The sequence below is a fragment of the Aeromonas hydrophila subsp. hydrophila ATCC 7966 genome, assembly GCF_000014805.1.
Lineage (GTDB): Bacteria > Pseudomonadota > Gammaproteobacteria > Enterobacterales > Aeromonadaceae > Aeromonas > Aeromonas hydrophila.
In genome coordinates, this window is the sequence record NC_008570.1 from 3,239,672 (window position 1) to 3,262,997 (window position 23,326).

20 protein-coding genes are annotated in these 23,326 nt (G+C 42.4%); all 20 read right to left on the minus strand.

Annotated features, from left to right (window positions below; all coding sequences use genetic code 11):
- Position 1: 1 nt before the first annotated feature.
- Positions 2 to 823 carry a glycosyl transferase gene (locus tag AHA_RS14580; protein ID WP_011706685.1) on the minus strand — a complete coding sequence of 274 codons (822 nt, stop codon included), beginning with the start codon at positions 821 to 823 and terminating at the stop codon, positions 2 to 4.
- A gap of 3 nt (positions 824 to 826) precedes the next feature.
- Positions 827 to 1,921 carry a glycosyltransferase gene (locus tag AHA_RS14585; protein WP_011706686.1) on the minus strand — a complete coding sequence of 365 codons (1,095 nt, stop codon included), beginning with the start codon at positions 1,919 to 1,921 and terminating at the stop codon, positions 827 to 829.
- 62 nt (positions 1,922 to 1,983) lie between these two features.
- Positions 1,984 to 3,198 (minus strand): lipopolysaccharide biosynthesis protein, encoded by a 1,215-nt coding sequence (locus tag AHA_RS14590; protein ID WP_011706687.1) that lies wholly within the window; start codon positions 3,196 to 3,198, stop codon positions 1,984 to 1,986.
- A gap of 1 nt (position 3,199) precedes the next feature.
- Complete coding sequence (locus AHA_RS14595; RefSeq protein WP_011706688.1) at positions 3,200 to 4,315, minus strand: N(5)-(carboxyethyl)ornithine synthase; 1,116 nt, start codon at positions 4,313 to 4,315, stop codon at positions 3,200 to 3,202.
- On the minus strand, positions 4,308 to 5,330 hold the full coding sequence (locus tag AHA_RS14600) for an ATP-grasp domain-containing protein (protein ID WP_011706689.1): 1,023 nt from the start codon (positions 5,328 to 5,330) through the stop codon (positions 4,308 to 4,310). The genes AHA_RS14595 and AHA_RS14600 overlap by 8 nt, the downstream gene beginning before the upstream one ends.
- A 58-nt stretch (positions 5,331 to 5,388) precedes the next feature.
- The gene (gene wecA, locus AHA_RS14605) at positions 5,389 to 6,468 is read right to left on the minus strand and encodes a UDP-N-acetylglucosamine--undecaprenyl-phosphate N-acetylglucosaminephosphotransferase (RefSeq protein ID WP_011706690.1); all 1,080 of its coding nucleotides are present in this window, start codon (positions 6,466 to 6,468) and stop codon (positions 5,389 to 5,391) included.
- 456 nt (positions 6,469 to 6,924) lie between these two features.
- Positions 6,925 to 7,887: an IS1595 family transposase gene (locus tag AHA_RS14610; protein WP_077392287.1), complete on the minus strand. Its 963-nt coding sequence runs from the start codon at positions 7,885 to 7,887 to the stop codon at positions 6,925 to 6,927.
- 105 nt (positions 7,888 to 7,992) lie between these two features.
- A complete protein-coding gene (locus tag AHA_RS14615) occupies positions 7,993 to 9,978 on the minus strand; it encodes a nucleoside-diphosphate sugar epimerase/dehydratase (RefSeq protein WP_011706692.1) in 1,986 nt (661 codons plus the stop codon).
- Positions 9,975 to 11,000 carry an MraY family glycosyltransferase gene (locus AHA_RS14620; RefSeq protein WP_011706693.1) on the minus strand — a complete coding sequence of 342 codons (1,026 nt, stop codon included), beginning with the start codon at positions 10,998 to 11,000 and terminating at the stop codon, positions 9,975 to 9,977. The genes AHA_RS14615 and AHA_RS14620 overlap by 4 nt, the downstream gene beginning before the upstream one ends.
- Entirely contained in the window at positions 11,000 to 11,950 is a 951-nt protein-coding gene (locus tag AHA_RS14625; RefSeq protein ID WP_164927804.1) for a UDP-glucose 4-epimerase family protein, read from the minus strand. Before AHA_RS14625 ends, AHA_RS14620 begins: the two co-directional genes overlap by 1 nt.
- A gap of 19 nt (positions 11,951 to 11,969) precedes the next feature.
- On the minus strand, positions 11,970 to 13,094 hold the full coding sequence (locus tag AHA_RS14630) for a glycosyltransferase family 4 protein (protein ID WP_011706695.1): 1,125 nt from the start codon (positions 13,092 to 13,094) through the stop codon (positions 11,970 to 11,972).
- Positions 13,072 to 13,560: a GDP-mannose mannosyl hydrolase gene (locus tag AHA_RS14635; RefSeq protein WP_011706696.1), complete on the minus strand. Its 489-nt coding sequence runs from the start codon at positions 13,558 to 13,560 to the stop codon at positions 13,072 to 13,074. Before AHA_RS14635 ends, AHA_RS14630 begins: the two co-directional genes overlap by 23 nt.
- 14 nt (positions 13,561 to 13,574) lie before the next feature.
- Positions 13,575 to 14,192 carry an acetyltransferase gene (locus AHA_RS14640; protein WP_011706697.1) on the minus strand — a complete coding sequence of 206 codons (618 nt, stop codon included), beginning with the start codon at positions 14,190 to 14,192 and terminating at the stop codon, positions 13,575 to 13,577.
- 4 nt (positions 14,193 to 14,196) lie between these two features.
- Positions 14,197 to 15,837 carry a glycosyltransferase gene (locus AHA_RS14645; protein ID WP_011706698.1) on the minus strand — a complete coding sequence of 547 codons (1,641 nt, stop codon included), beginning with the start codon at positions 15,835 to 15,837 and terminating at the stop codon, positions 14,197 to 14,199.
- On the minus strand, positions 15,828 to 18,113 hold the full coding sequence (locus tag AHA_RS14650; RefSeq protein ID WP_011706699.1) for a glycosyltransferase family protein: 2,286 nt from the start codon (positions 18,111 to 18,113) through the stop codon (positions 15,828 to 15,830). Before AHA_RS14650 ends, AHA_RS14645 begins: the two co-directional genes overlap by 10 nt.
- Positions 18,110 to 18,868, minus strand: coding sequence for an ABC transporter ATP-binding protein (locus AHA_RS14655; protein WP_011706700.1), 759 nt, complete (start codon positions 18,866 to 18,868; stop codon positions 18,110 to 18,112). Before AHA_RS14655 ends, AHA_RS14650 begins: the two co-directional genes overlap by 4 nt.
- Entirely contained in the window at positions 18,865 to 19,650 is a 786-nt protein-coding gene (locus AHA_RS14660; RefSeq protein WP_011706701.1) for an ABC transporter permease, read from the minus strand. The genes AHA_RS14655 and AHA_RS14660 overlap by 4 nt, the downstream gene beginning before the upstream one ends.
- Positions 19,651 to 19,714: 64 nt before the next feature.
- Entirely contained in the window at positions 19,715 to 20,803 is a 1,089-nt protein-coding gene (locus AHA_RS14665; RefSeq protein ID WP_011706702.1) for a DegT/DnrJ/EryC1/StrS family aminotransferase, read from the minus strand.
- Positions 20,804 to 20,805: 2 nt separating this feature from the next.
- Entirely contained in the window at positions 20,806 to 21,927 is a 1,122-nt protein-coding gene (gmd, locus tag AHA_RS14670; protein WP_011706703.1) for a GDP-mannose 4,6-dehydratase, read from the minus strand.
- 14 nt (positions 21,928 to 21,941) lie between these two features.
- Positions 21,942 to 23,306, minus strand: coding sequence for a phosphohexomutase domain-containing protein (locus AHA_RS14675; protein WP_011706704.1), 1,365 nt, complete (start codon positions 23,304 to 23,306; stop codon positions 21,942 to 21,944).
- Positions 23,307 to 23,326 lie beyond the last annotated feature (20 nt).

Genomic DNA, 23,326 nt, shown 5'->3' on the forward strand with positions numbered 1-23,326 from the left:
ATTACTTATTCATCCCCATAGCACCTTTAATCATATTATTACAAAAATTTAAAAATGAAACTGAATCGCGATAAGCTCTATATTTTTTAATGGCAAACATAATTATCATTGGATAACATATATAAGAAGGGAAAACTCGTTTTAACATTGCCCCTTTCGCCATTATTTTATACTGTGAACTGTAGAAATCATCACCACTCGACAATGGTGGATGCTTACATAATATTATTGGGCTAAAATCCACTTTTCCGCCAGCAGAAATAAGATCATTGAGAAATATAAACTCCTCTCCTGATGGATAGATACTTCCTAACCCAAATCGGCTATCAAATAAAATACTCTTTGAAAAAACAAACTCAAGATCCACGACAATCTCGACACTGCATACTCTGGCAGCGCTCAATCTGGAATGTGAATAAGTTTGATTACTGTAATTTCTAAAAAATCCACCGTCAGTAGCAATAATACCAGTTAAACATGATAGCGTCCTTTCCTGCATGACAGCAATCGCATCTAATAAACCATCAACAGATAAAGTAATATCATCATCACATATGTAAAGATAGCGATCTGTTTCAGATTTGCTCTCTAGGGCTAGTTTAATAGCATTATTTCGGTTGTTCGATAGCCCAGATGTTGGTGCTTCACCCCATAAAACATCATCACCAAATATCGCTCTCAGATAGGATTCATAATATGCGTCGTCATGTTCCTTCTTTCCCTGACAAGAGATCACATACTTTATTTTTTCATTTGATGGAAATTGTTCTTTCTGTATACCATCAAGCCGATTAAATAGTGTTGAAATTGCGATAATAAGCATAATTCACTCAAACATGGCTTTTGAATAAGAACCAAACACAGCTTCTTCACTGTATTCTCTTCTCATGCGCGAAGAAACACCAGGGTCGCCAATAGAACAGGCTTCAGACTCTAATTTTATACAAAAATCATCAATATCATCATTAACGTAACAAGAGCCTATATTTAATTTCTTCAGAAATGCAACCGAAGTTGTCTGTGCATCAGAAACCAATATTTTTTTATTTAATGCAGCAGCCTCTAGCAACGCATTAGAAAAACCTTCGTATAGAGATGGCAAAACAAATACATCACAAGCATTCACAATCGCCAATGGATTTTTTTGAAAACCTAAAAAAACAATATTTTTAGATATTCCTAAGAATTCAATTCGCTCTTGAATTTCATTTTTAAGTGGCCCATCACCCACCAAAAACCACTTCACGTTTGGATTCTTCTTGATATAAGATGCAAGGGCATTGACCATAAAAATATGATTTTTTTGTGGATAAAATCGAGCAACAGTAACAAGTTTCAATGTACTGTTGTCACGTAATGCATCATGCCCAAGAGGGGACATTATCGCCTTTTCCATTTTATCAAAACCAATTGGATTAGGAATAACATCAATTTCCTTTGATAAATGAAAAGAGCTTACCAGATCAACTTTAATCTCATCTGAAAGTGCAATTATTTTATCAGCAAAGCGGTATGACATTGCAATTAGATAATTTTTTACCCGCTGTGTAATCTTGTTCTCTTCTTTTAACTGCAACGATACGGTGTTTGCTTCTCGAATAACCATTCTAGCATTCGAACATGCAATATATTTTGCTACAATCATGATGAAGCAACTTTCTTTCATCGTGGTAAAAATTACATCTGGTTCAATTCGCTTTATAACTGATGGCATTTTCAATATAGTCTGCCATTGATTCTTTAAGTCCAGGCAAAGATACTCTATTCTAGAGTCAAGAATCTCTTCGAGCGGCCCACCACCAATTGAAGTTATCAACTTTACTGAATAACCACTGCCGGCAAGATAATTAGCTAAACGAACAGTAACTGACTCAGCCCCGCCACAGTTCAAATTCGGTAAATAAATTAGTACCGTTTTCATATATAATCCATTTTATAATTATATTAATAATACTCGAGCAATGCTAGGCTTCAAGCACAGCGCTAATTTCGGCGTATAATTGTTATATATACAGCCGTGTAATCTAAGAAAAAAATTGCTCTTGCAATTGTAATTGCTATTGCGCCACCAAGTAACCCATAAAAATAAATAAAGCCGAACGACATGATTCCCGCGATAAGTGACACTCTCAGTGAGATGTTACGATAAGCACGATCATGGCCATTTGGCAAAAGGTATCCCTGGCTTATCGCATTTGACAACCCAATAAAAACAATACCCACGCAAAGGATTAGGAGATATGTGTTAACTCCAGAAAAATCCTTGCCCAAAAAAATACCGAGGGCCCACTCCCCCCCAATATAAATAAAAATCGCAGGGATTATTGAAATAATGAAATTCAGCAATAGCAGCTTGTTGACTTGACTATCTTTTAACATGGCAAGAACTGGATATATTGCCTTTGCCATTACGTTCTGCAGTGTAACAATAACTGATGCCAAACGTGTTGCAATAGCAAATTTAGCAAATTCAGCAGGAGGATATATCGAACCAAGTGCTATTGTTGGGATAGCATTATAGAAGTTGGGGGCTAATAATCCTATAAATACATCACGGCCCTCATTGAATGACTTTCCAAGTTGGTTAAACGTTGGGGGGGCAACATGATATTTTATAGAGGCAAGATAACTAAGATAAATCCCCCCAAATAACATTGGTATACAGAGTGATGCCATAACGATATCAAAATCATCTGGCGAACTGACTGCAAAGACGATAACCAGCAAATTGAGAACTTTGATCGCCAACGATACTTTCATTGCTCGATCTACAGCCCCAATACCTTGATAGAACCAAAGTGGGGTTAGTGCATACCCAAATAGATAGGTCGATGAAGCAAGAACTGTATATAGAACTGCATTATCGAATGACAGAAATAGTGAATATGATATGGCACCAATAGTATACAACAGACATAGAAAAATTCTTAATCCTTGCGTCTCTTGATAAATGAGGCTCACTTCTTCAGGATTATTACGCTGATTAGCTAATACTCTGACAGACGTATATTGAGTACCATAGTCGATAATGGTATGACCAAAATATAGGATTGTAAGCAACAACATGTACACGCCATATTGACTGGGCCCTAAGGCCCGAGTCAATATAGGCATAGTAACAATAGGTATAAGCAACCCTAGAATATCAACCGCACCAAAACTTAAAAAATTTTTGATGAGTTCTTTTTTATGGGACATTTTATTTTCTTATATACGGATATTCTGGGTTTCGCTTCTGAAACTTAATGATCTTATTGTTTATAATCAAACCATTTTCAATCTCAACCGCAGCAGTGAGAACAGGGTTTTGCTTCCAAGTCCCGTTAATAAATTCAGGCAGATAAGACATGATAGAACGAGTAATTTCATACGATGCAGAATCCCAGTAAAGCGTTGGTGTATGATCAACACAATAATAGTTTATGTGCGCACCAACATTAAATGATGGTTCATCAAATGTAGTCGGCTTTGCAAAATAGAACCCCATACCTCGATCACAACTGATATCAATAATATCCATCTGTTTATCAATGCAGGCCATATCTTGCTCTTCAATAAACATGATTGGATTTACAGGGTCTTGAAGGATACAGTTCACCACTACATCATATTCACGTAGCACATCTACAGGAGTGACAAAATCTTGATACTGGTTCCCTTCGAGAAAGGTTTTCCCATCACGACGCAGCATCTGCTTATAGGTGATACTTTCAATCGGGGCATTCAACAGATGATTGGGTCTTTGACTATAGACACTTACGTCGACAATACCAAGAGATTTTAAACAGTTAATAGCTCCACGAGCTGTAGCGCCGAATCCAAGTACCGCAGCCTTTAATCGGCGTCCAAAATACCCAGTTTTCCCTGTCAACATCATCATATGCTGCACTGCAGCATAACCGGCAAGTTCATTGTTTCGGTAAAAAACGTGAGTTCGATCAGAGCCACCATACATAGCTTCCCAAGCAACCAACGTCATTTTTGCGTCAATTGCAGCTTGTGCAATATCATGTCCTTGCACACAGTGCGGCCATCCCCAGAGAATTTTTCCTTCACTGAAAAATTTGAAATCTTCTTTCTCTGGTTTCGGCAGTAACCATACATCACCTAGAGAAAATAGCTCTTCACGAGAAACTACCCCACCAAAATTCTCACGTAAATAGCTATCTTTCACCCCCAAAGACGCGGCATACCCTTCTTCAAAAATCAATTGATGACGAATGTTTTCAGGTATTTGTTCAAACAAAGCCGGGTGAATAGGAATTCTTTTTTCATTTTTTTTACAGGAGGACCCAAAAACACTTATCTTATGCATTGTACTTCTCTCCATTCAGCATCTTAATAAAGTCCTCCACACGGGGATTCCAACATGCATTCTGGCAATGAATACCCTCCTCGAAGTGGAATTCTCCATCGTCAAGTATGAAACGGCCTGGCTTCCCATCAACCTTCATTTGATATGGTCTATAAGCACCAATGATAGCCTGCATTTCATTTACATAAAACTCGCCATCAATCGTTTCAAAAACATCCAATGTCATACAGCGCATCCCCATTTTTTCGGTTGCGTTGTGTAATAACCAAAGTAATTTATCAGAGGGGCGTTCCCATCCAACTAATTCTGAACCACTAGCAAATCCATTATCGCCCAACAGCTTTTGGTGACCAATATAACTATCACCGATCCGGATCATTCGCCATTCCCATTTGATATTTAGGAATTCTTGGGTCAATAGATAATGTTTTTGAGCCCGTCCAAACCGAGGTAAAGGAATCCCATGTTTTTTGGTTACAGGATACCATCCAACTGAAAACTCAGGGCTAAATCGGCCAAAGACCTTATTTATCAAACGTACATACTGGCGTTTATTTTTAATAATTTGAACAGCGCTGCCACTGGCACCAATATTACTTTTTGACACAATTGGGTATTCCTGCTCATTTAAATTTGCAAGAACATCCACTTTTCTCATATAAACTTTCGTTTTTGCATGAGGAATACTGTGTCCCGATAGAAAGAGATGCATATTCCTCTTGTTTTCATAAGTATACAGTTCTTTGAATGAAGGATAGATTGGTTTCCCCAATACTTCATTCAAGAAAAATACTCTTTCATCAAAAATGCTCTTATGCTCTTGGTATGTGCAAGGAGGACGAACAAGATATCCATCGATGTCATCCTTACACTCATTCATCCAGTCTGGAGACATGATATTAATTTCTATAAAGTCTACATTATTATCAACACATGCTGACTTTATTTTATCTAGCTCCATTCCAGGGTAGCAAATAATCCCGAGCTTAATTTTATTAATGTTTTCAGATTTCATTTAATTTTCTTTTTATATCAATGATTTTATTTAATAAAGACTAAGGTGATAAAAATTGCTAATTCCTCTTAGCTCTATTGGCATCAGTCAATGGCGTTTTAATTCCTTTCAACCATCTCCCCAGTTTCCAGGCATACGCCAAACAAAGTGAATATGCTGCAAACAGCAAAAGATAGAGCGTCATCATAAGCCACTCGGGCAACTTGGCCTGTTCGGCCAGAATACCGAAGAACACAACACCTAGGTTGGCTACGACAATCAGCAACAAGGATTCACGAGGGGTAAAACCGGCGTGTAGAAGAATATGATGCAGATGATTGCGATCCGGGCGCAGAGGAGACTGCCCTTTTCGAATACGACGGATCATGATGCCCACCATATCCATCAGTGGCAAACCGATCAACCAGAGAGCCGTCACAGGGCGAAACGCTGGTTCCAGCTCGTGATGTTGTGAGCCAAACAACACCAGATAACCGATGATAAAACCGAGGAACATGGAGCCAGCATCCCCCAGGAAAATCTTGCGCTTGAAAGGAGGAATATTGAGATTAACGATCAGATAGGGGACCAAGGCAATCGTAATGATTAGACAGATTTGGGTCATATCAGGCATTGAGCTGGCAAACAGAATGGAAAGCCCCACTAATGAAATACCAGCCATGCAGCCAGCCAGCCCATCAATACCGTCCATCATATTATAGGCATTGATAGCCGCGCAGACTGCAACGACGGCAATCAACAAGTCAATAAATGGAATCGTGATGTTTCCTATGCCCAATACATCACCAAACTGATGGAGACTGATATTGGTCGAGAGGCAGAGGATGAGGATGAGTAATGCTTGCAGGGTAAGTCTGATCCAAGGAGAAATGTCCTTGGCATCATCGATGGCACCGATCACCATCATGCAACCCGCACACGCCAACATGGTAATGATCGCATTCTGCAATGGAAGAGTGAAGAAGACACTGAGGTACACCCCCAGACAAACTGCAATTCCGCCAATCAGGGGGATCGCACCGACATGTTGTTTACGTTGATTCGGTAAGTCAACGAGTTGTAGCTTGGCAGATAGTGGACGCAAACAGGCGATAGCCAGCGCGGTTCCAACAAATGCAACCAGACCAGACGTTTCCATTATTGTTTTATCCCTTGATAATTTCAGGTTCGCTTCTGATGGCGACCTGTTTTTTATTTGCCTGATGACCGCCAACACCCAATAGATGACAAAACAGCCAACAGCCGCTCAATAAACAACCGAATTATTGAAAAATTTAATAGCTACCGCCCCTGAGTTACAGCTCCCAGTGTGCATACAGCCTCTCGTATTATTGAAAGCATCAGTAAATCGATATGCAATTTCCGATACTTTACTGCTGACGAGCATGACAACAAAGCAAGCCGCCATTCCAACCATTCGCCATAACTCCGCTTATTTTGCAACATTATCTTACGCAAAAAATGTAGGATTATTCCGAAATCGATGGAGGGGGAATTCTACCTGCGGTTCGTCGAAATGAGTAGCCAATCTAGTCCACGACAGGCTCGATCGATTAAAAAACAAGCAACACAGACAATTCAAGCAAAAAAAAAGCTATGTCCCAATTACGTGTTGCATGGGGCGCCCCAGCGCCTCATGCAAGCAACGTGAGATATTCACTTCCTGCCCATAGCGCTCCAACATCCTCCTCCAACCCAGATAATTCCTCAGATAGTGGGTCGCGACCCCATGGAACCGCTCCATCCACTCCTTCAATCGCCTGTGGTACCCGTTCACATGTTGGATGTGATATGCACCCACCACCCGCTCTCCCGCTCGATTGCGCACCACTTGGTGTGTTATCCCCAGTCCCTCGCTGAAACTCGCATACACCCCGGCACCATCGCTGCACAGGACGGCATCCGGGGCGATAAACGGCTGAAGCACTGCCTTCACCGCCCTGGCATTCAGCAGTTCCAACTGGAAATCAGCCAGGTGGCCTGCCCGGTCTTGCACCACCATCACCGGGATGTAATCCGGTCCTGTGCCTCGGGTACGGCCTTTACCTCCACGATGGCGGGCCGGGCGGGACAATCCGCGCAGTCCTTTGAACGACGCTAAGAAGAAGGTCTCATCGACCTCGACGATACCCTCTTCCCGTACTGCCTGGTGGCTAGCCATGGCCTTCAGAAAGCGGTGGCGCCATAAAAAGGCGGTGTTTTTACCGACCCCACAGCGGAGCGCCGCCTGCCGGACGGCCAGACCGTCGATAAGGGCCTGTGCATAGTCTTCCCAGCATTGTGGCTTGCGAAGTCGAGCGAGAGGCGTGTTGGTGAGAACTGAACTGGTGCGCAGACACTGCTTGCAGCGATAACGGCGCAGCCCTCGAGACCAGCCCCAGGGGGCCAACAGTGTGGCCGCGGCCTGGCAGTGAGGGCAGCATTGGCATGCGGGAAGTTGAGTGGCCAACGAGGTGATGGGGTGAGGGGTGGTGAGTTCCTGTTGCGCGAGACGACGCTGACGCAAAGTGAGCAATGGGAAGAGGGACAGTAGATGTTGAAAGGCTTGGGTATCCATGATGGCGGCCCTCAAGGTGATGACCTACTTCAAGGTTAGCCTTTCAACACATAACTGGGACAGAGCCAAAAAAAAGCGCCCAATGATGGGCGCTCATTTACAAACTCAGTGATTGGCAAGCAAGAAATCTATGCTATGTGAGGGCAATTTGACCACATTATCACTTGCTGGTAGCTGCTGTTTGGCCAGCCACACCAGATCACAAATACCATCTGTTGGTTCGAAGGCTGCCGGTGCATGCATCAGGATGTCGCGCACTTGCTGTTGATCAAAACGGTGACAGGCATCATCCAACGAGGCTAACAAGGGGCGTAGTCGCGACCAGGGCAACCAGCTCTCTTGTGCCACCATGATCCTAGGATGTTCGGTTCCTCTGGCATCATCACCAATCAGTAACTCTTCGTAGAGCTTTTCACCTGGTCGCAACCCGGTTACCTCAATGGCAATATCACCATCGGGCCGTTGCTCATCGCGCAGAGTAAGACCGCTCAGGCGTATCATACGTTTGGCCAGCTCCATGATCCTTACCGGTTGACCCATATCGAGCACAAAAACGTCGCCCCCCTCCCCCATGGCGCCTGCCTGGATCACCAGCTGGGCAGCCTCAGGTATCGTCATGAAGTAACGGATGATATCGGGGTGAGTCAGGGTGATGGGCCCCCCTTTATCTATCTGCTGTCTGAATAACGGCACCACGGAACCCGAAGATCCAAGGACATTGCCAAAGCGCACCATGCAAAAGCGGGTGTTGTGCTTCTCACGGGTCAAAGCTTGCAATATCAACTCCGCCAGGCGCTTGCTGGCCCCCATGGTGTTGGTCGGCCGCACGGCTTTATCGGTGGAGATGAGCACGAATGTTTCCACCCCTGCCTCAATGGCAGCTTGTGCCGCATAAAGCGTACCAAATACATTGTTACGCACCCCTTCAATGATGTTGAACTCAACCAGCGGAACATGTTTGTAAGCCGCAGTATGGTAAACGGTCTGGATCTTGAAGCTCTGCATCACCGTCTTTAGACGATGCTGACGCTGCACTGACCCCAGTAACGGCACCAGATCCGTTTCGATTCCTTCACGCTGACACTGCTCCCGCAGGTTCTTGTGCAAGACATAGAGGGCGTATTCAGATAGTTCGAACAGTACTAGGGTGGATGGCCGGCACCGCAAGATCTGGCGACACAGCTCAGAACCAATGGAACCACCGGCACCGGTCACCATGACCGCTTTGCCTGTGATATTGGCTTCCATCAATGTGGTCACCGGCTCTACCGGATCTCTGCCCAACAGATCATCAATGGAGACCTCATTGAGCTGATCAATGCGGGCCGAACCATTGACCAGATCGGCCATTCCCGGGATAGAAAGCACTTCGCAAGAGAGGGGCTCAAGTGCATTGATCACTTCCTGGCGACGAGCCCTGGTGCTGCTCGGCATGGCCAGCAAGATCTTCTGTACCCCATGGTGAGCAATCAGGGTTGGCAACTGAGCGCTGTGATAAACGGTACATCCCTGGATCACACACCCCTGCTTGGTGGGATCGTCATCAATAAAGGCGACGGGATAAAACTCATTACCTTGCAACAAGGCCATCTGCAACTGACGACCGGAAGAGCCTGCGCCATAGATCAAGACCTGAATGCGTGCCAGACGGGTCGTATTGAGCAGTGCCCGGAAAAACAACCGCACACCACCGACCAACAGCACCAGAAAGGAGAGATAGATAACCGATACCGTTCTAGGCAGGAAGATATCAAAGTAAAACGCAGAGATAACAAAGAAGGCAGTTGAAAGAAATGCTCCCAACAAGATTGTCCATAAAACCCGGAAGCTGACATATCGCAACACTGCACGATACAGCCCCAGCCGCACAAACACACTGATGCTGACGATGATAACTGCGCCAAGCAGTGCCCAGTGATGGGGGCTATCGATTGGCCAGCTATGTTCAAGCCGGATCCAGTACGCCCCCCAATAGGTCATGGTGATCAGGATCATATCAACGGTGACAGATACAGCACGCTTGCTGGCTCGTGACAGGGAACCCAGGCAGGTCAGTAGCCAGCTACCACCGGGTAAAAGCTCATTTCTCATTCTGGCACTCCTGCATTCAGGTGATACGCAAGAAAAGCTAACGGCAAGTAGGCAATGACCAGACCGAAAGCACCATCGAGCTGGCCCAATACAATCATGACAGCGATCGGCGCAAGCCAGAGGCTATTTATAAGAAGCACAGTCAATGTCACGTTTCGGTGACTCTGCCAACGCCTCGCCGCATACTGGAATGCATGGGTCCGGTGAGCCTCGCTCAGGCGACACTTCCGACGATAGCGATTCAGCAATGTCCAAGTAGCATCAACCACAAATACCCCTAGCATGACTAGCCATGCCCACAGGAATTGAGGTGCAGAAGCGGCATCCAGCAGCATCAAGGAAGCCAGCATCAAGCCAAGAAAACCACTGCCACCATCTCCCATAAAGATCTTGGCCGGCGGAAAATTCCAGCACAAGAAGCCCGCGGCAGATGCCCCCAGTAGTAGCGCCAAACCTGCAGACGACCACTCCCCCCCCACCAGATAATGAAAAAACGCCATGAACAAGCAGATGACAACGGCCTCTCCTGCCGCCAAGCCATCAATACCATCCATAAAGTTGTATAGATTGATAAACCAGATCACCCCCAGCCAGGCCAGTAGATAACCGAGCCAGGCAAGATCCAGCTGCCAGCCAAAGAAAGTCAGCTCTGGCAACCCATCAACAGCAGATACCACCAAGGCTGCCGCCATGCTCTGCACAATCAGGCGGGTTCGGGGCTTGAGAGAGATGTGGTCATCGATAAAACCAACCAGTGCAATGCCAAGAGCAGCAACCCATATCAGTGCGATACTGCTCTGGGATATGCCATAGGGCAGTGGGATCAGGGCGACAAACAAAGGCGTCGCCAACAGAAAGGTAGCCACGATAGCCATGCCACCGCCTCTCGGGGTGGGCACCTGATGCGAACTGCGATGGTTGGGTTGGTCAAGCAAGCGGGTCTGGGCGTAACGCCTGAACAGGCCGGTCATGGTGATTGAAAGAAACAGACAAAACATCAACAACAAAACAAATGCCAGCATCAAGACGACTCACTATGAGAAGATGCCATCAGAGATAGGGTCTGAGAGAGCGAATAGGGTGCCGACCATTGTAATCGGCTCTGAACCTTACCGGTATCCATTTCCAGAGAGCCATAAATCCGTTGTAGCTTGGCATCAATCCCCAAACAGCGCCCCAGCCCTCTTATCACTCCCGGAGGGAGATAAAACAGCCGACAGGAAACCCCTTCAGCATCAGCAATTGCCGCCAACAACTGAGACGTCGACACCGCAACCGGATCGGCAACCAGAAAGACCTGGTTCACTGCGGCAGGATGCACCATCGCATGGGCAATGAAGTCACACAGATTAGGCAACGCCAACAAACTGCGCGCATTGTTCAAACGGGCAAAAGGGAGCGGGATCCCTTTGCGCACCCATGTCATCATGCTGGCGAAGTTAGCCTTCACTCCTTCCCCATAGATAAGAGGAGGACGAATGATGGTAACAGCCATATCACACTCTTTCGCGAGCGCCATCAGCCCCTGCTCCGCCTCATACTTCGAGCGTCCATAGGGATCTTCTGGCGGACTCTGCACATTCTCATCAAATGGCTTGCCTGGCTCGGTGCGCTCGCCATTCACTTTGATAGAGCTGATAAAGATGAAGCGCTTTACCCCTGCCTCAGCAGCCTGCCGGGCAAGAGCGAGGGAGCCCTCTGTATTCACCGCTCGAAAAGCCGCTAGGGGATCTGTCGCGGTATCTGCCATCACATGCACCCTGGCTGCACAGTGAACAACCACATCCACTTGTTGCAAAAGGGCCGTCCAGTTTGCATCGGCAGTCAAAGAGGGAGCCTGAACTTGGTACGAAGCAAACGGGCGACTGCGCACCGCACCTTTCACATTCGCCCCACACCTAAGCAAGTGTTCACAGACCGCCTTGCCTACAAATCCGTTGGCACCAGTGACTAGAATCCTAGGTATAGACATACAGTTTGAAGTAGGCCTTTCAAGATGAATAATAATTTGAGATAGCCTTTTCATATAGCGTTATATATTTATCAATCATGATGTCAGCTGTAAAGTTTTGTTCAAATCTAACCTTTGCATTTTTTCCCATACGCTCAGTTTCGTCTTGATCCTCCCATAACTTTTTCATCGCGGATGATAAAGCATCGCTGTTTGCTGGCTCAATGGCCAATCCGGTTTCACCATGTAGATTTATATATGTAGTGCCTGTGCCAATCTCGCAAGTAATCATCGGCTTGCCATACATTGACGCCTCTAACAACGTCATACCAAACGCTTCGGAACGCAAATGCGATGGGAATACTACGGCGTAACATAACTCCAGTAAAATGTTTTTTTCATCATCACTTACAGGACCAATAAAAAACGTATTTCTCAATCCTAATTTATCCGCCTGAGACTTTAAATCCTTTTCACATGGACCTTCACCAATTATTATCAAAGGATAATCAAGCTCACGCATAGCATCAAGGACAAATGACAGCCCCTTATAATATCGTAAAAAACCGATAAAAAGAAAGAACCGCCCTTTTATTTTATCGTTCCATTTATTCAACAGCGATAAATTTGCATGACATGCAGATACTTTTTCCAGACCGAATGGTATTACCTCAACATTTTTTTTTAGGCTAGAGAGAATAGGGCTAGTCTTGACGTAGTTGGGTGAAGAAGCGACAATAGCATCAACTTTATTTAAAAAAGACATCATCAATGGCTTATAAAGTTGTAGCAAATACTTTTGTTTGACAATGTCAGAGTGGTAACTGACCACCGTTGGCTTTTTAGGATTAACCCAAAAATGCACTATATCCATATAAGGCAAAGGAAAATGATAATGAATAATATCAGCGCTCTCTGCCAGCCGCCTGAACTCGACAATAGCGGACCATGAAAACCCCGTCGAGGCTATATAGAAATCTTCCTTTGCGGCATGCACACTATGATTTGCAATATTAAAGTGTCTGCCTGCATTTTCAGCACTTAAGCATAATACATCAACCTCATGTCCTCTTTTTACTGCACCTTCAGCAAGCTGATATATGACTTGTTGTACACCACCGTAAGCATCTGGGTAATATGTTTTAAAAAAATGAAGAATTCTCATTGACTTCCAAACCTTTATCTAAAAAATAATTCTTTGTGTATTGATGAACATCTGGTGATGCAAGAAGTTCTACTATATCAAACCATTTATATTTTGAATGTTGAGCAACAGAAAAAGAATTTACATCGCCAACTAATTCTATCGAATAAGCTAAGACAACATAGTGGGTAGGAGTCATAACGTCATAAAATGAATCTTTATAAAAATGCTCATAGACTCCGATAAACTTAGCTTCCGAACACTGTAACGTCACACCAAGTTCATTTTCAGCCACTCTTTTAAAAGCATTTGATATAGATTCCCCCTTTTTTATCCTGCCGCCCAAGACAAACCAATGATCAGCTGCTGGTCTATTTTTTCTTAGACCGAGAAGGTACCGTTCTGAACTATCAGAAATCACCAGATCAATCGATATTAAGGGTGTGCTTTTTATTGTTTTAAAAAAATCATCATCAGTAAGATGCATATCACCCCCATACATCATTTATATTTCTTTGCTGGCACACCTACATAAACTCCAGACTGCTCTATATTATTTACAACACACGCCCCTGCACCAACTGTAATCTCGTCGCGAACAGAAACATTGTTTATAATAGTAGCACCAGCACCTATAAAACATAACTTCCCGATATTAACAGAACCTGCCACTGTACTATTGACCGATACGTGCGTAAATTCATCAACACTGACATCATGTTCAATTATTGCACCTGAGTTGATAATACATCCTTCACCAATTTTAACTGAAGGACCTATGTGTCCATGATGACCAATGAACGTTCCTTTACCTATAATAGAGTTAACACCAATAGTAGCAGTAGCAGAGATCAAGGTGGCAACTTGCCACCCCATTTTCTCCAGCACCTCTAGCTGTAACTTTCTTTTTTTGTTATCACCTACTGCAGGAAAAAAAAACCACTCATCGGGTGATATTAATTCCCATGACGAAAGAACTGGATAACCAAAGATGCTTTCGCCAGGTCTGGCATTATCATCAATAAAACATAACGTTAAGAACCCTAACGACAATGCTACATCAGCCACACTTCTTGCATGTCCACCACAACCTAAAATGACTAGCTTCTTAGAGTCCATCACATCATGTCTCCAAGCCACTAATACGCTCGAGTATATCGATATGCTCATTTACAACATCGGACCATGTGCGCACTGATAACTCATCATATATCTGCAACTGTTTTCTTAGTAAGATATCCTGATTGTGAAGTGCCCATTCTATTTTCTTAGCCATATCTCGCCAATCATACGGATCGAAAAATGTCATTTCCTGTAATTCAGGGTCAGTAAGAATTTCTTCTGTAACAGGAATGCGAGCCATAACAACTGGCGTATTAACTGATAATGCCTCAGTAAATGTAAATGGACATCCCCCTTCACTTAGACTTGGATTAACAGCCAAACCCGCCAGTTTATAACAAGCAGCAAGTTCTTGCATCGTCAGTCCATGCAAAAACAAAATTTCGTGTTGTAGGTTGTGGCTAACAATAAATTCTTTTACTTCTGGCATAACACTAACATTGCCGGTAACGACCAGCTTGTGCTGAACGAATCTTTTCCGCAAAAGATACTCATATGCTTTGAATAAACTTATTATATTTTTATTCGGCCTGATCTGGCTAGCATAAAAAATAAAATCTACATTTTTATTTTTAAATATTGAAACATAGTCCTGCTCATTCGATTTACGAATCGCAGACATGAGTAACGATTTGGCATAATGAGAGGTCGCTTCTTCATTATCTGGTAGGCCACCAATATTAATGAAGCTATCAACTTTATTAGCGGCATGGTGTACCACTGACACCTTATCCACTGATATTTGATAGCCATCGATTAGTGTATTCCATTTTACCACTTCACTATAAGTGACAAAGTGATCCCCTGTTCTGATAGCCTCTTCTAGCAATTTAAAGGTCGATAGAGTCCTATCGCCACCAATTTGAGAAAAGGCGACAGGAAAATCTCGTAAAACAACATCTGGCACACACATTAATCGAGGGGCATCAATTTTGTTAAACTCAGGCCAATAAGCTGTAGGACAATACCATGCAGATATATCATGCATACTATCGATTAATGCGTTTATACGCTTCCCCTCCATCAACTCCATATTGCGGTAGAGACGCAACACCAATCCGTCATCTTTAGGCGAGTGAACCATTTTCATGAAACGACCTATGTACTTGGAAGACCTACCAAGCACGACTGACTTCAATTTATGAACAAAAAAGAACGCCAATAACAAAGGAAAAAACACGATAAAAAATAATGGGAATATCATTAAGGTCAACAGCAACAACAGGCCACCCTCAATCCCCAGCAGGATCAGGTCCGATGTCGTGTACGTATTCAGTAAACGCTTCTCCACATAATGAAAAGTGTTTTCCTTCAGTCTACCAATCAACTCCAGAAAAAATGATTTGAGTGTTTTTCTTTTTTTTCTTTTCGTTTTACGATTAAGATACCAATGGTAAAAATCCAATAAAAGCGGTCTTTTCTCTGGCGCACGAATTGAAAAGCTGTCATGTGGCACATTTTCGCTATCAAACAGATCATAGAGATCTTGCTTAGACCAACTGGGACAGACTAAGGTGAACTTTACATCATTGCGTGCTGCAGCACCTTTAAGAAAGGCTGCTAAGTAGCGGCCAAGCCCTTCCTTTCTTAAATCAACAGATGGGGCATAGCAAAGATAAATTCCAAATTTTCTCACAGACATTCGCGTATTACCCCCCAATAATGCTTAGCCAGATGGTGTACTTGCTGTTTTTCTAATACATCTTTGCTAGGCAACTTTTCTCGAAGATACACAGCCTGCTCTTCCATATATTTAAGTTGTTGAGCCATTTCTTGTGGTGACTCTGCAGCAGACCATGTCAAATTCAGCGAGAACTGGCTATCTATTTCCCGCATTGCCGGATAATCAGAGGATAGCGCAGGAACCTTAAGGTAGGCGGCCTCGATAACCGAGAAAGTGCCATTATCTATGCACGCAGGATGCCATATAAATGATGCTAGCTTTAGTGCCTTTCTATATTCTATATCGGATAACTCACCACACAACTTTATCTTACGCTTTAGCGGCTTACTATTCTCAACAACCCTCACAAACTCGCTCAAATGTGACAGCTTACTTTCCATTATATTCTGAGTGTTGACGCCAGTAATAAAGCATTTGAGAGAGCCCGCTAGCTGGTTATAATAGATATCCAATGCTTTCACAGCATTGAGATGATTCTTATGGGGACTTAGGTTGGTAGTCCAAATGAAATAATCGCATAAATCTTTATGCTGATCCTTTTCAAATGAAAAATCCGGCGCCAACATAGGTAACCTAGCAATTCTGTCTGGCTCAATACCAGCATATTGTTGCGCATCGCGGCAAGTGAAGTCAGTAGTCACCAAAACTCGCTCAGCTTGTGTTGCAGCTTTTAAGTAGAGATGGTCAGCACCACCTTGCAAAATTGAAACATAGCGCTGCAAATAATCATATACCATCAGTACTATTGGTCTTACAGGGAGAAGTATTTTGGCTAGCCTGTCGGAAACGAAAACCCACATATCACAATCATAGAAATTACTGATGCCATCATTGGGAACCATATATGATTCAGCTGTAGTACACCAGCCATCATGACCTGCATATTGCATAGCACGAGCAGCATCATCTTTGGAAAGATTTTGCCAATAGAAGCCTCTCCTTTGAATTGTCGGATTTAAATCCTGCAGCTCATTAGCACGATCTAACTCGTCAATAGCTGGATGGGCAAAAACGACTTCACAATCTTCATTAGCCTGCTGACTGCCAAGCAATATGGCATCAGCTAAAAGCTTAGCGCCTCGCAGACTACCACCACGATACTCAATTGGAACAATTACTGCAATTCGCTTCTTCCTGGTGACATATGCAGGCCGAGCTTTCTGCTGCAAGCGATGCTCTTTCAATCCATCGATGACAAGACTAAAGTTGCTTTTCCATATTGAAGCACAATGCTCAGGCATCATTTGTTCAAGAAGAACATGCTGTGTTTTTCTAATATCTCTGATTAACTTTTCATCACCATTTAAGATTTTGCCAATCTTAGCCTTAGCCTCTGCAATTGTTTCACATCTGCCAGGTAAATTGACTCCCCCCATTAAATCCAACATTCCCCCGGCCATATATACCAGTGGCATACCAGCTTGTATTGCTTCAAATGGATGATAATGTATGTGATTTGGTTCAGTGGAATGATAAAACATCACGCTACATTCTTGCATGTTATCTGAGTGCTCTTCTTTAGATACAAAGCCGAGCACTTTTTTATCATTAACAGCTATTGGTTGCGCGCCACCAATGATGTAATCAAACTCTTTAAAGTCACGAACAAAGGAGTCATAAATATTTTTAAAATATGGAGATGTTCCAATTCTTGGACAGACAAAAAGTATCGTCTTTCTCTTTCCACTCCAATTTTCAGGTTGGTATTTTCCTTTTAAACCAACAGGTAAATAACATGACCGTTTTGCTAAAAATGGCATTTCTACATCAGAAATATGCTCATAGCCACAACCAAACCAGAATCTCTTCCCCATCGATTTAATTGTTGAAACTACATTATCTCCACATTCACTTCTTAATAAAGAAGAATAATTGTATCCCTTAGACAAGCCGAATACACGAAGAATGACGGCACCATTAAAATTTTTGATAGTTGACTTAATCTGCTTTGGGAAGAAACCAATTATCGCATAATCAAAATACTTATTTACAATATCCCAAGCATCTTTACTTGGTGACTCATACCAATTCTGTTCATTTAAAACATCAAGCTCATGTCTAGGAATAGTCAATTCATCGTCAAAATCGAATGTTATACTTGCCGATAAATTTCCTTCATCATATGGAAACTTTTTTGGAAGATATATCTCTTCAATACCAGACTCTATTAGTTGAGGTATTTCAAAGCTTCTTAATGTTGAATGGTTAAGCAGCCACAAAACTCGATTTTTCATGTTAAATCCAGATTATTGACTCGTTTATAAGCTATGATAGCATCATCAATGGGGCCATCAAAAATGTATTCACCATGATGGAACACAATCCCTCTTGAGCAAATATTTTTCAAGGCACTGAAATCATGTGATGCTAAAACCAGTATTTCAGCATTCTCAATCAGGCTCATTATTCTGTTTTTAGCCTTTGCCATAAACTGGGCATCACCGGCACCAATCACCTCATCGAGCAGTAATATATCGCCACCAACAGCCGTGGATATGGCAAATGCTAGTCTGACTTGCATCCCTGCAGAGTAAGTTTTAATTGGATAATCAATAAACTCTCCCAGACCTGCGAACTCAACGATCTCATTTTCTTTCTCTTTCATAAAGGTAGGAGAGAGACCAAGCAGAAGACCGCGATAGAGAATATTTTCTCGGCCTGTTGCATCTGGTTCAAAACCTAGACTCAAATCAAAAAGAGAACGCACTTGCCCTTCAACAATTAATTTACCACTAGATATAGGATAAAGACCAGCCACTGTTTTAAGAAATGTGCTTTTTCCGGCGCCATTGTGCCCCAAGAGTCCAACCCGCTCTCCATTATTTATTTCCAAAGTAATATTCTTTAATGCATGAATATCAGAGATTGAGTGTTCAGCTTTTCCTTTTTTTAAAGCTCCAGACAAAAGGGACTTTAGCGATCGCTCTTTATAAGCTACCGATGCATAATGAAGGTTAACATTCTCAAGTTTAATTCTATTTTTTTTCATAGGTAGAAGATCACTTTTTTCTCTACATTTCGACCAATAAGCCACGCAAGTAAAAATAGGAGAGCAGCAGTTATTAGACTAAATGTATAGTTTTCCAGACTGGGCCACTCACCTTTTAGTAGTGGTGCTCTTATAATTTGCAATACATGATACACAGGATTGTAATCGACTAACCAATCCAACCCGCCAGAACGGAACATACGTTCCTCGAAATATACCGGAGAGATAAACCATATTGCTTGCATGACTAATCCCATAGCATGCGGCACATCTCTGAATCTAACACCGATATAAGCTAGCAACGTTGATAATGGCCAAGCAATAAGTGCCAATATTGGGAAAACAGTTAAGGTGGCTAGCCAAGTTATATTTATATTTTGTGGCAAGACAACAATTGACCAAGCAAATAGTGACAAACTGGCGAGGGCAAGCACTATGATGCTGCTAAATACAGTACGTAATGTGTATATTGCTAGTGGATGCTTACATTGTTTAATGTAGGCATCGGCTTGCACAAACGCAAGTGAACCACCAATGGTATTGGCTACGACAAAATCCCAGACTATGATCCCCGACAAAATATAGGGTGCATATGTCACTATGTCTGTATTAAACATCTTACTAAAAACTATCGATATTAATAACGTCATACCTAAAGGTTGAATAAACGACCACAAAACACCGAAAAAAGAACGCCGCCAACGAGAGCGTAGATCCGATAAAGCGAGATGCTGCCAAAAATATCTAGCATCCCAGATACCTCGAATGTAATAAAAGCTCATAAGGTTTCCATTTATTTAAAATAACCCTTCATTCATAAAATATGAAGGGTTACCTATCTGAACACTATTTATTTAAGTAAAAATCAACGATTACTTTGCAGATAAAATCAATATCACTTTCAGATAACTCAGGGTAACTTGGTAAATTCATGCCTCTTGAACTGATATCTTCAGCAACAGGAAACTTCTGTTCTGTAAATACATGTGGCATTGTGTTAGATAAAGGAAACAATGGCCTTGTCTCGACACCATTATTTTTTAGAACATTTCTGAGCAAATCTCTATCTTGTGCATTTTCTACAAGGATCGAGCACATCCAGTATGAATGTCTGGCATTCTCAATCTCTTTGTGGAACGTAATCGGTAAATGGTTCAATCGACGCTGGTAACAGCAGGCAATCTCTCTCTTTTTGGCAATGATCTCATCTGCTTGTTCTAATTGTGCCAAACCAATCGCAGCACATATATTGGTCATGCGATAGTTAAATGCCAACGCGTCATGCCAATACTCTTTAAGCTTCGAGACCCCCTGGCTCTTCAAATGACATGCCAATTCATGGACAATTTTATCCTTTGAAACAACCATACCACCTTCACCGGTTGTTATTGTCTTATTGCCAAAGAAACTGAATGTCGCCACGTCACCAAATGTACCAACATGCTTATTTTTATAAAGAGTGCCAAAAGCTTCCGCACAGTCTTCTATCAAAAACAAGTTATGTTTTTTACAAACATCTACTAATGCATCCATGTCACATGGTAAACCATAAAGATGCACAGCCATGACAGCCTTAGTCTTTGCTGTGATTTTTGTTATCACGTCATTGACATCGATGTTCCATGTATCTGGTAACGAGTCTACATAGACAACTTTGGCACCGGTCTGAATGATGGTATTTACTGAAGCAATATATGTGAATGAAGGAACAATGACCTCATCACCAGGACCAATACCTAAAGCAGCCATCGCCAAATGCAGTGCCACGGTACCATTACTAACCGTTGTACAATATTCTGCACCAATATACTTTGAAAATGCAGATTCAAATCTGTTAATAAATTCACCTTTTGAAGAGATCCACGTTGAATCAAGGCATTCATTAACGTATTTTTTTTCATTACCAGACAATCTTGGTTGATATACTGGAATCATAATCACTCCACACTAACATTAACATCAAAACCATGTGATTTCAGCAAGGCATGCTGACGAGCTTGCTGCAAATCATATGCAACCATCTCTTGTACCATTTCTGCAAGCGTCGTTTCCGGCTCCCAACCCAGCTTATTTTTTGCATTAGATGGATCACCAAGCAGTGTCTCTACTTCTGCCGGTCTGAAATAACGCGGATCAACACATACGATAATATCACCAACCTTTAATGCCGGTGCTTTATCTCCAGAAATAGCCGAAACAACGGCTTTCTCATCGACACCACTCCCAATGAAGCTTAATTCAATACCTAACTCGGCAGCAGCGATTTTTATAAATTCACGGACACTATATTGCACTCCAGTTGCAATCACAAAATCCTCTGGTTGCTCTTGTTGCAACATCATCCATTGCATCTTGACATAGTCTCTTGCATGTCCCCAATCGCGTAATGAGTCCATATTCCCCATATACAGGCACTTTTCGAGACCTTGAGCAATATTTGCCAAACCTCGAGTTATTTTTCTAGTAACAAATGTTTCACCACGACGGGGGGACTCATGATTAAACAAAATACCATTACAAGCATACATACCGTATGCCTCACGATAATTCACCGTGATCCAATACGCATACATTTTAGCAACGGCATAAGGGCTGCGCGGATAAAAAGGCGTTGTCTCTCGCTGCGGAATTTCTTGCACTAGGCCGTATAGTTCGGATGTCGATGCCTGATAAAATCGAGTTTTTTTGGTCAGCCCCAAGAAACGAATAGCTTCCAATAAGCGCAAAGTGCCGATCGCATCAACATCCGCAGTATATTCTGGAGAATCAAAACTAACAGCGACATGAGATTGAGCACCAAGATTGTAAACTTCATCGGGTTGAACTTCGGCTATAATTCTCGTTAGATTTGATGAATCAGTTAAGTCGCCGTAATGCAGTTTAAAATCAACATTTTCCTCATGGGGATCTTTATAAATGTGGTCTACACGTTGTGTATTAAACTGAGATGCACGGCGCTTAATACCATGCACTTCATAACCCTTCTCTAATAGAAATTCAGCCAGATATGAACCATCCTGACCAGTCACCCCAGTAATCAATGCTACTTTCTTGGACATTTTCAGCACTCTCCCTATATGTTGTTGATCATTTTATGTAATGAATTCAAACCAGACGTTAACTTGCTTATATTATTTTTACTTTCAACATTAAGCCTTAGTAGTGGCTCCGTATTTGAAATGCGAACATTAAATCGCCAATCGTTCATTTCGATACTAAGACCATCTACATATTCTACCTTGACAGCGAGTGGTACATAAACCTCTTCAAGCTTCTTTATTATTTCAAGAGCATTATCGACTCTATAGTTTATCTCTCCACTACATGGATATGCTTTAACTCGCTCAGCCACTAAACTTGACAATGTGGAATTTTTTAGTGACAACAAGTTAATTACTAGTAACCATGGAATCATACCACTATCACAGTAGCCAAAATCACGAAAATAGTGATGGGCACTCATTTCACCACCATAAATTGCATTTTCACTGCGCATTCGTTCTTTAATAAAAGCATGACCAGTTTTGCTTTGTACAGGTATACCGCCAGACTTCTCAACGATATCGATAGTATTCCATGTCAAGCGTGGATCATGAATTATTCTCTCATGAGGATTCTCTACTAAAAATGCCTCTGCCAATAATCCAACGATATAATATCCTTCGATGAAAATACCATTTTCATCGAACAGAAAGCAGCGATCAAAATCACCATCCCACGCAATGCCCATGTCAGCATGATGCAATTTTACAGCTTCTGATGTCACATCTCTATTTTCAGGAAGTAATGGATTAGGAATGCCATTGGGAAAATTACCATTTTCTTCATGATGAATTTTTATAAATTCGACTGGGATATTAAGGATATTAAAACGTTGTTCAATAACATCAATTACATGGCCTGCGGCACCATTACCTGCATTCACAACAAGCTTGAGCGGACGTAATTGATGTGGCTTTATATACGTCAGTAAATGATCGACATAAGCATCTAGTATCGATTTTTTACTCAATGTACCTCGCCGAAATGATACACTGAAGTCCCCCTTTTCAGCCAATGCTCGAATATCATTCAAACCACTATCGCCACTAATTGGACAAGCATCACGACCAACCAGCTTCATGCCATTATAATCCATAGGATTATGGCTAGCAGTAACTTCTATCGCACCATCAATATCCAATGTGAAGGCTGCAAAATAAGTTTCTTCAGTACCCGTTACGCCCAAATCAATAACATCACAACCTGCATCTAGGATACCGTTTGCAAGCGCTTGTTTTAAGCCTTCACTAGTTAGTCGAACATCACCTCCAACAGCAATTCTCGTTGCCTTTAAATATTGTGCTGTTGCACGACCAATACGATAGGCAATCTCAATGTTTAATTCATCACCCAACTTTCCACGAATGTCGTAAGCTTTAAAACAAGTAAGATTCATCTAATTCCCTCCTTTAATTA

What these genes read in the sequence shown, in the direction of transcription:
- AHA_RS14580 (WP_011706685.1), bottom strand. Translation starts at nt 823, where the DNA reads ATGCTTATTATCGCAATTTCAACACTATTTAATCGGCTTGATGGTATA.
- AHA_RS14585 (WP_011706686.1), bottom strand. Translation starts at nt 1,921, where the DNA reads ATGAAAACGGTACTAATTTATTTACCGAATTTGAACTGTGGCGGGGCT.
- AHA_RS14590 (WP_011706687.1), bottom strand. Translation starts at nt 3,198, where the DNA reads ATGTCCCATAAAAAAGAACTCATCAAAAATTTTTTAAGTTTTGGTGCG.
- AHA_RS14595 (WP_011706688.1), bottom strand. Translation starts at nt 4,315, where the DNA reads ATGCATAAGATAAGTGTTTTTGGGTCCTCCTGTAAAAAAAATGAAAAA.
- AHA_RS14600 (WP_011706689.1), bottom strand. Translation starts at nt 5,330, where the DNA reads ATGAAATCTGAAAACATTAATAAAATTAAGCTCGGGATTATTTGCTAC.
- wecA (WP_011706690.1), bottom strand. Translation starts at nt 6,468, where the DNA reads ATGGAAACGTCTGGTCTGGTTGCATTTGTTGGAACCGCGCTGGCTATC.
- AHA_RS14610 (WP_077392287.1), bottom strand. Translation starts at nt 7,887, where the DNA reads ATGGATACCCAAGCCTTTCAACATCTACTGTCCCTCTTCCCATTGCTC.
- AHA_RS14615 (WP_011706692.1), bottom strand. Translation starts at nt 9,978, where the DNA reads ATGAGAAATGAGCTTTTACCCGGTGGTAGCTGGCTACTGACCTGCCTG.
- AHA_RS14620 (WP_011706693.1), bottom strand. Translation starts at nt 11,000, where the DNA reads ATGCTGGCATTTGTTTTGTTGTTGATGTTTTGTCTGTTTCTTTCAATC.
- AHA_RS14625 (WP_164927804.1), bottom strand. Translation starts at nt 11,950, where the DNA reads ATGTCTATACCTAGGATTCTAGTCACTGGTGCCAACGGATTTGTAGGC.
- AHA_RS14630 (WP_011706695.1), bottom strand. Translation starts at nt 13,094, where the DNA reads ATGAGAATTCTTCATTTTTTTAAAACATATTACCCAGATGCTTACGGT.
- AHA_RS14635 (WP_011706696.1), bottom strand. Translation starts at nt 13,560, where the DNA reads ATGCATCTTACTGATGATGATTTTTTTAAAACAATAAAAAGCACACCC.
- AHA_RS14640 (WP_011706697.1), bottom strand. Translation starts at nt 14,192, where the DNA reads ATGGACTCTAAGAAGCTAGTCATTTTAGGTTGTGGTGGACATGCAAGA.
- AHA_RS14645 (WP_011706698.1), bottom strand. Translation starts at nt 15,837, where the DNA reads ATGTCTGTGAGAAAATTTGGAATTTATCTTTGCTATGCCCCATCTGTT.
- AHA_RS14650 (WP_011706699.1), bottom strand. Translation starts at nt 18,113, where the DNA reads ATGAAAAATCGAGTTTTGTGGCTGCTTAACCATTCAACATTAAGAAGC.
- AHA_RS14655 (WP_011706700.1), bottom strand. Translation starts at nt 18,868, where the DNA reads ATGAAAAAAAATAGAATTAAACTTGAGAATGTTAACCTTCATTATGCA.
- AHA_RS14660 (WP_011706701.1), bottom strand. Translation starts at nt 19,650, where the DNA reads ATGAGCTTTTATTACATTCGAGGTATCTGGGATGCTAGATATTTTTGG.
- AHA_RS14665 (WP_011706702.1), bottom strand. Translation starts at nt 20,803, where the DNA reads ATGATTCCAGTATATCAACCAAGATTGTCTGGTAATGAAAAAAAATAC.
- gmd (WP_011706703.1), bottom strand. Translation starts at nt 21,927, where the DNA reads ATGTCCAAGAAAGTAGCATTGATTACTGGGGTGACTGGTCAGGATGGT.
- AHA_RS14675 (WP_011706704.1), bottom strand. Translation starts at nt 23,306, where the DNA reads ATGAATCTTACTTGTTTTAAAGCTTACGACATTCGTGGAAAGTTGGGT.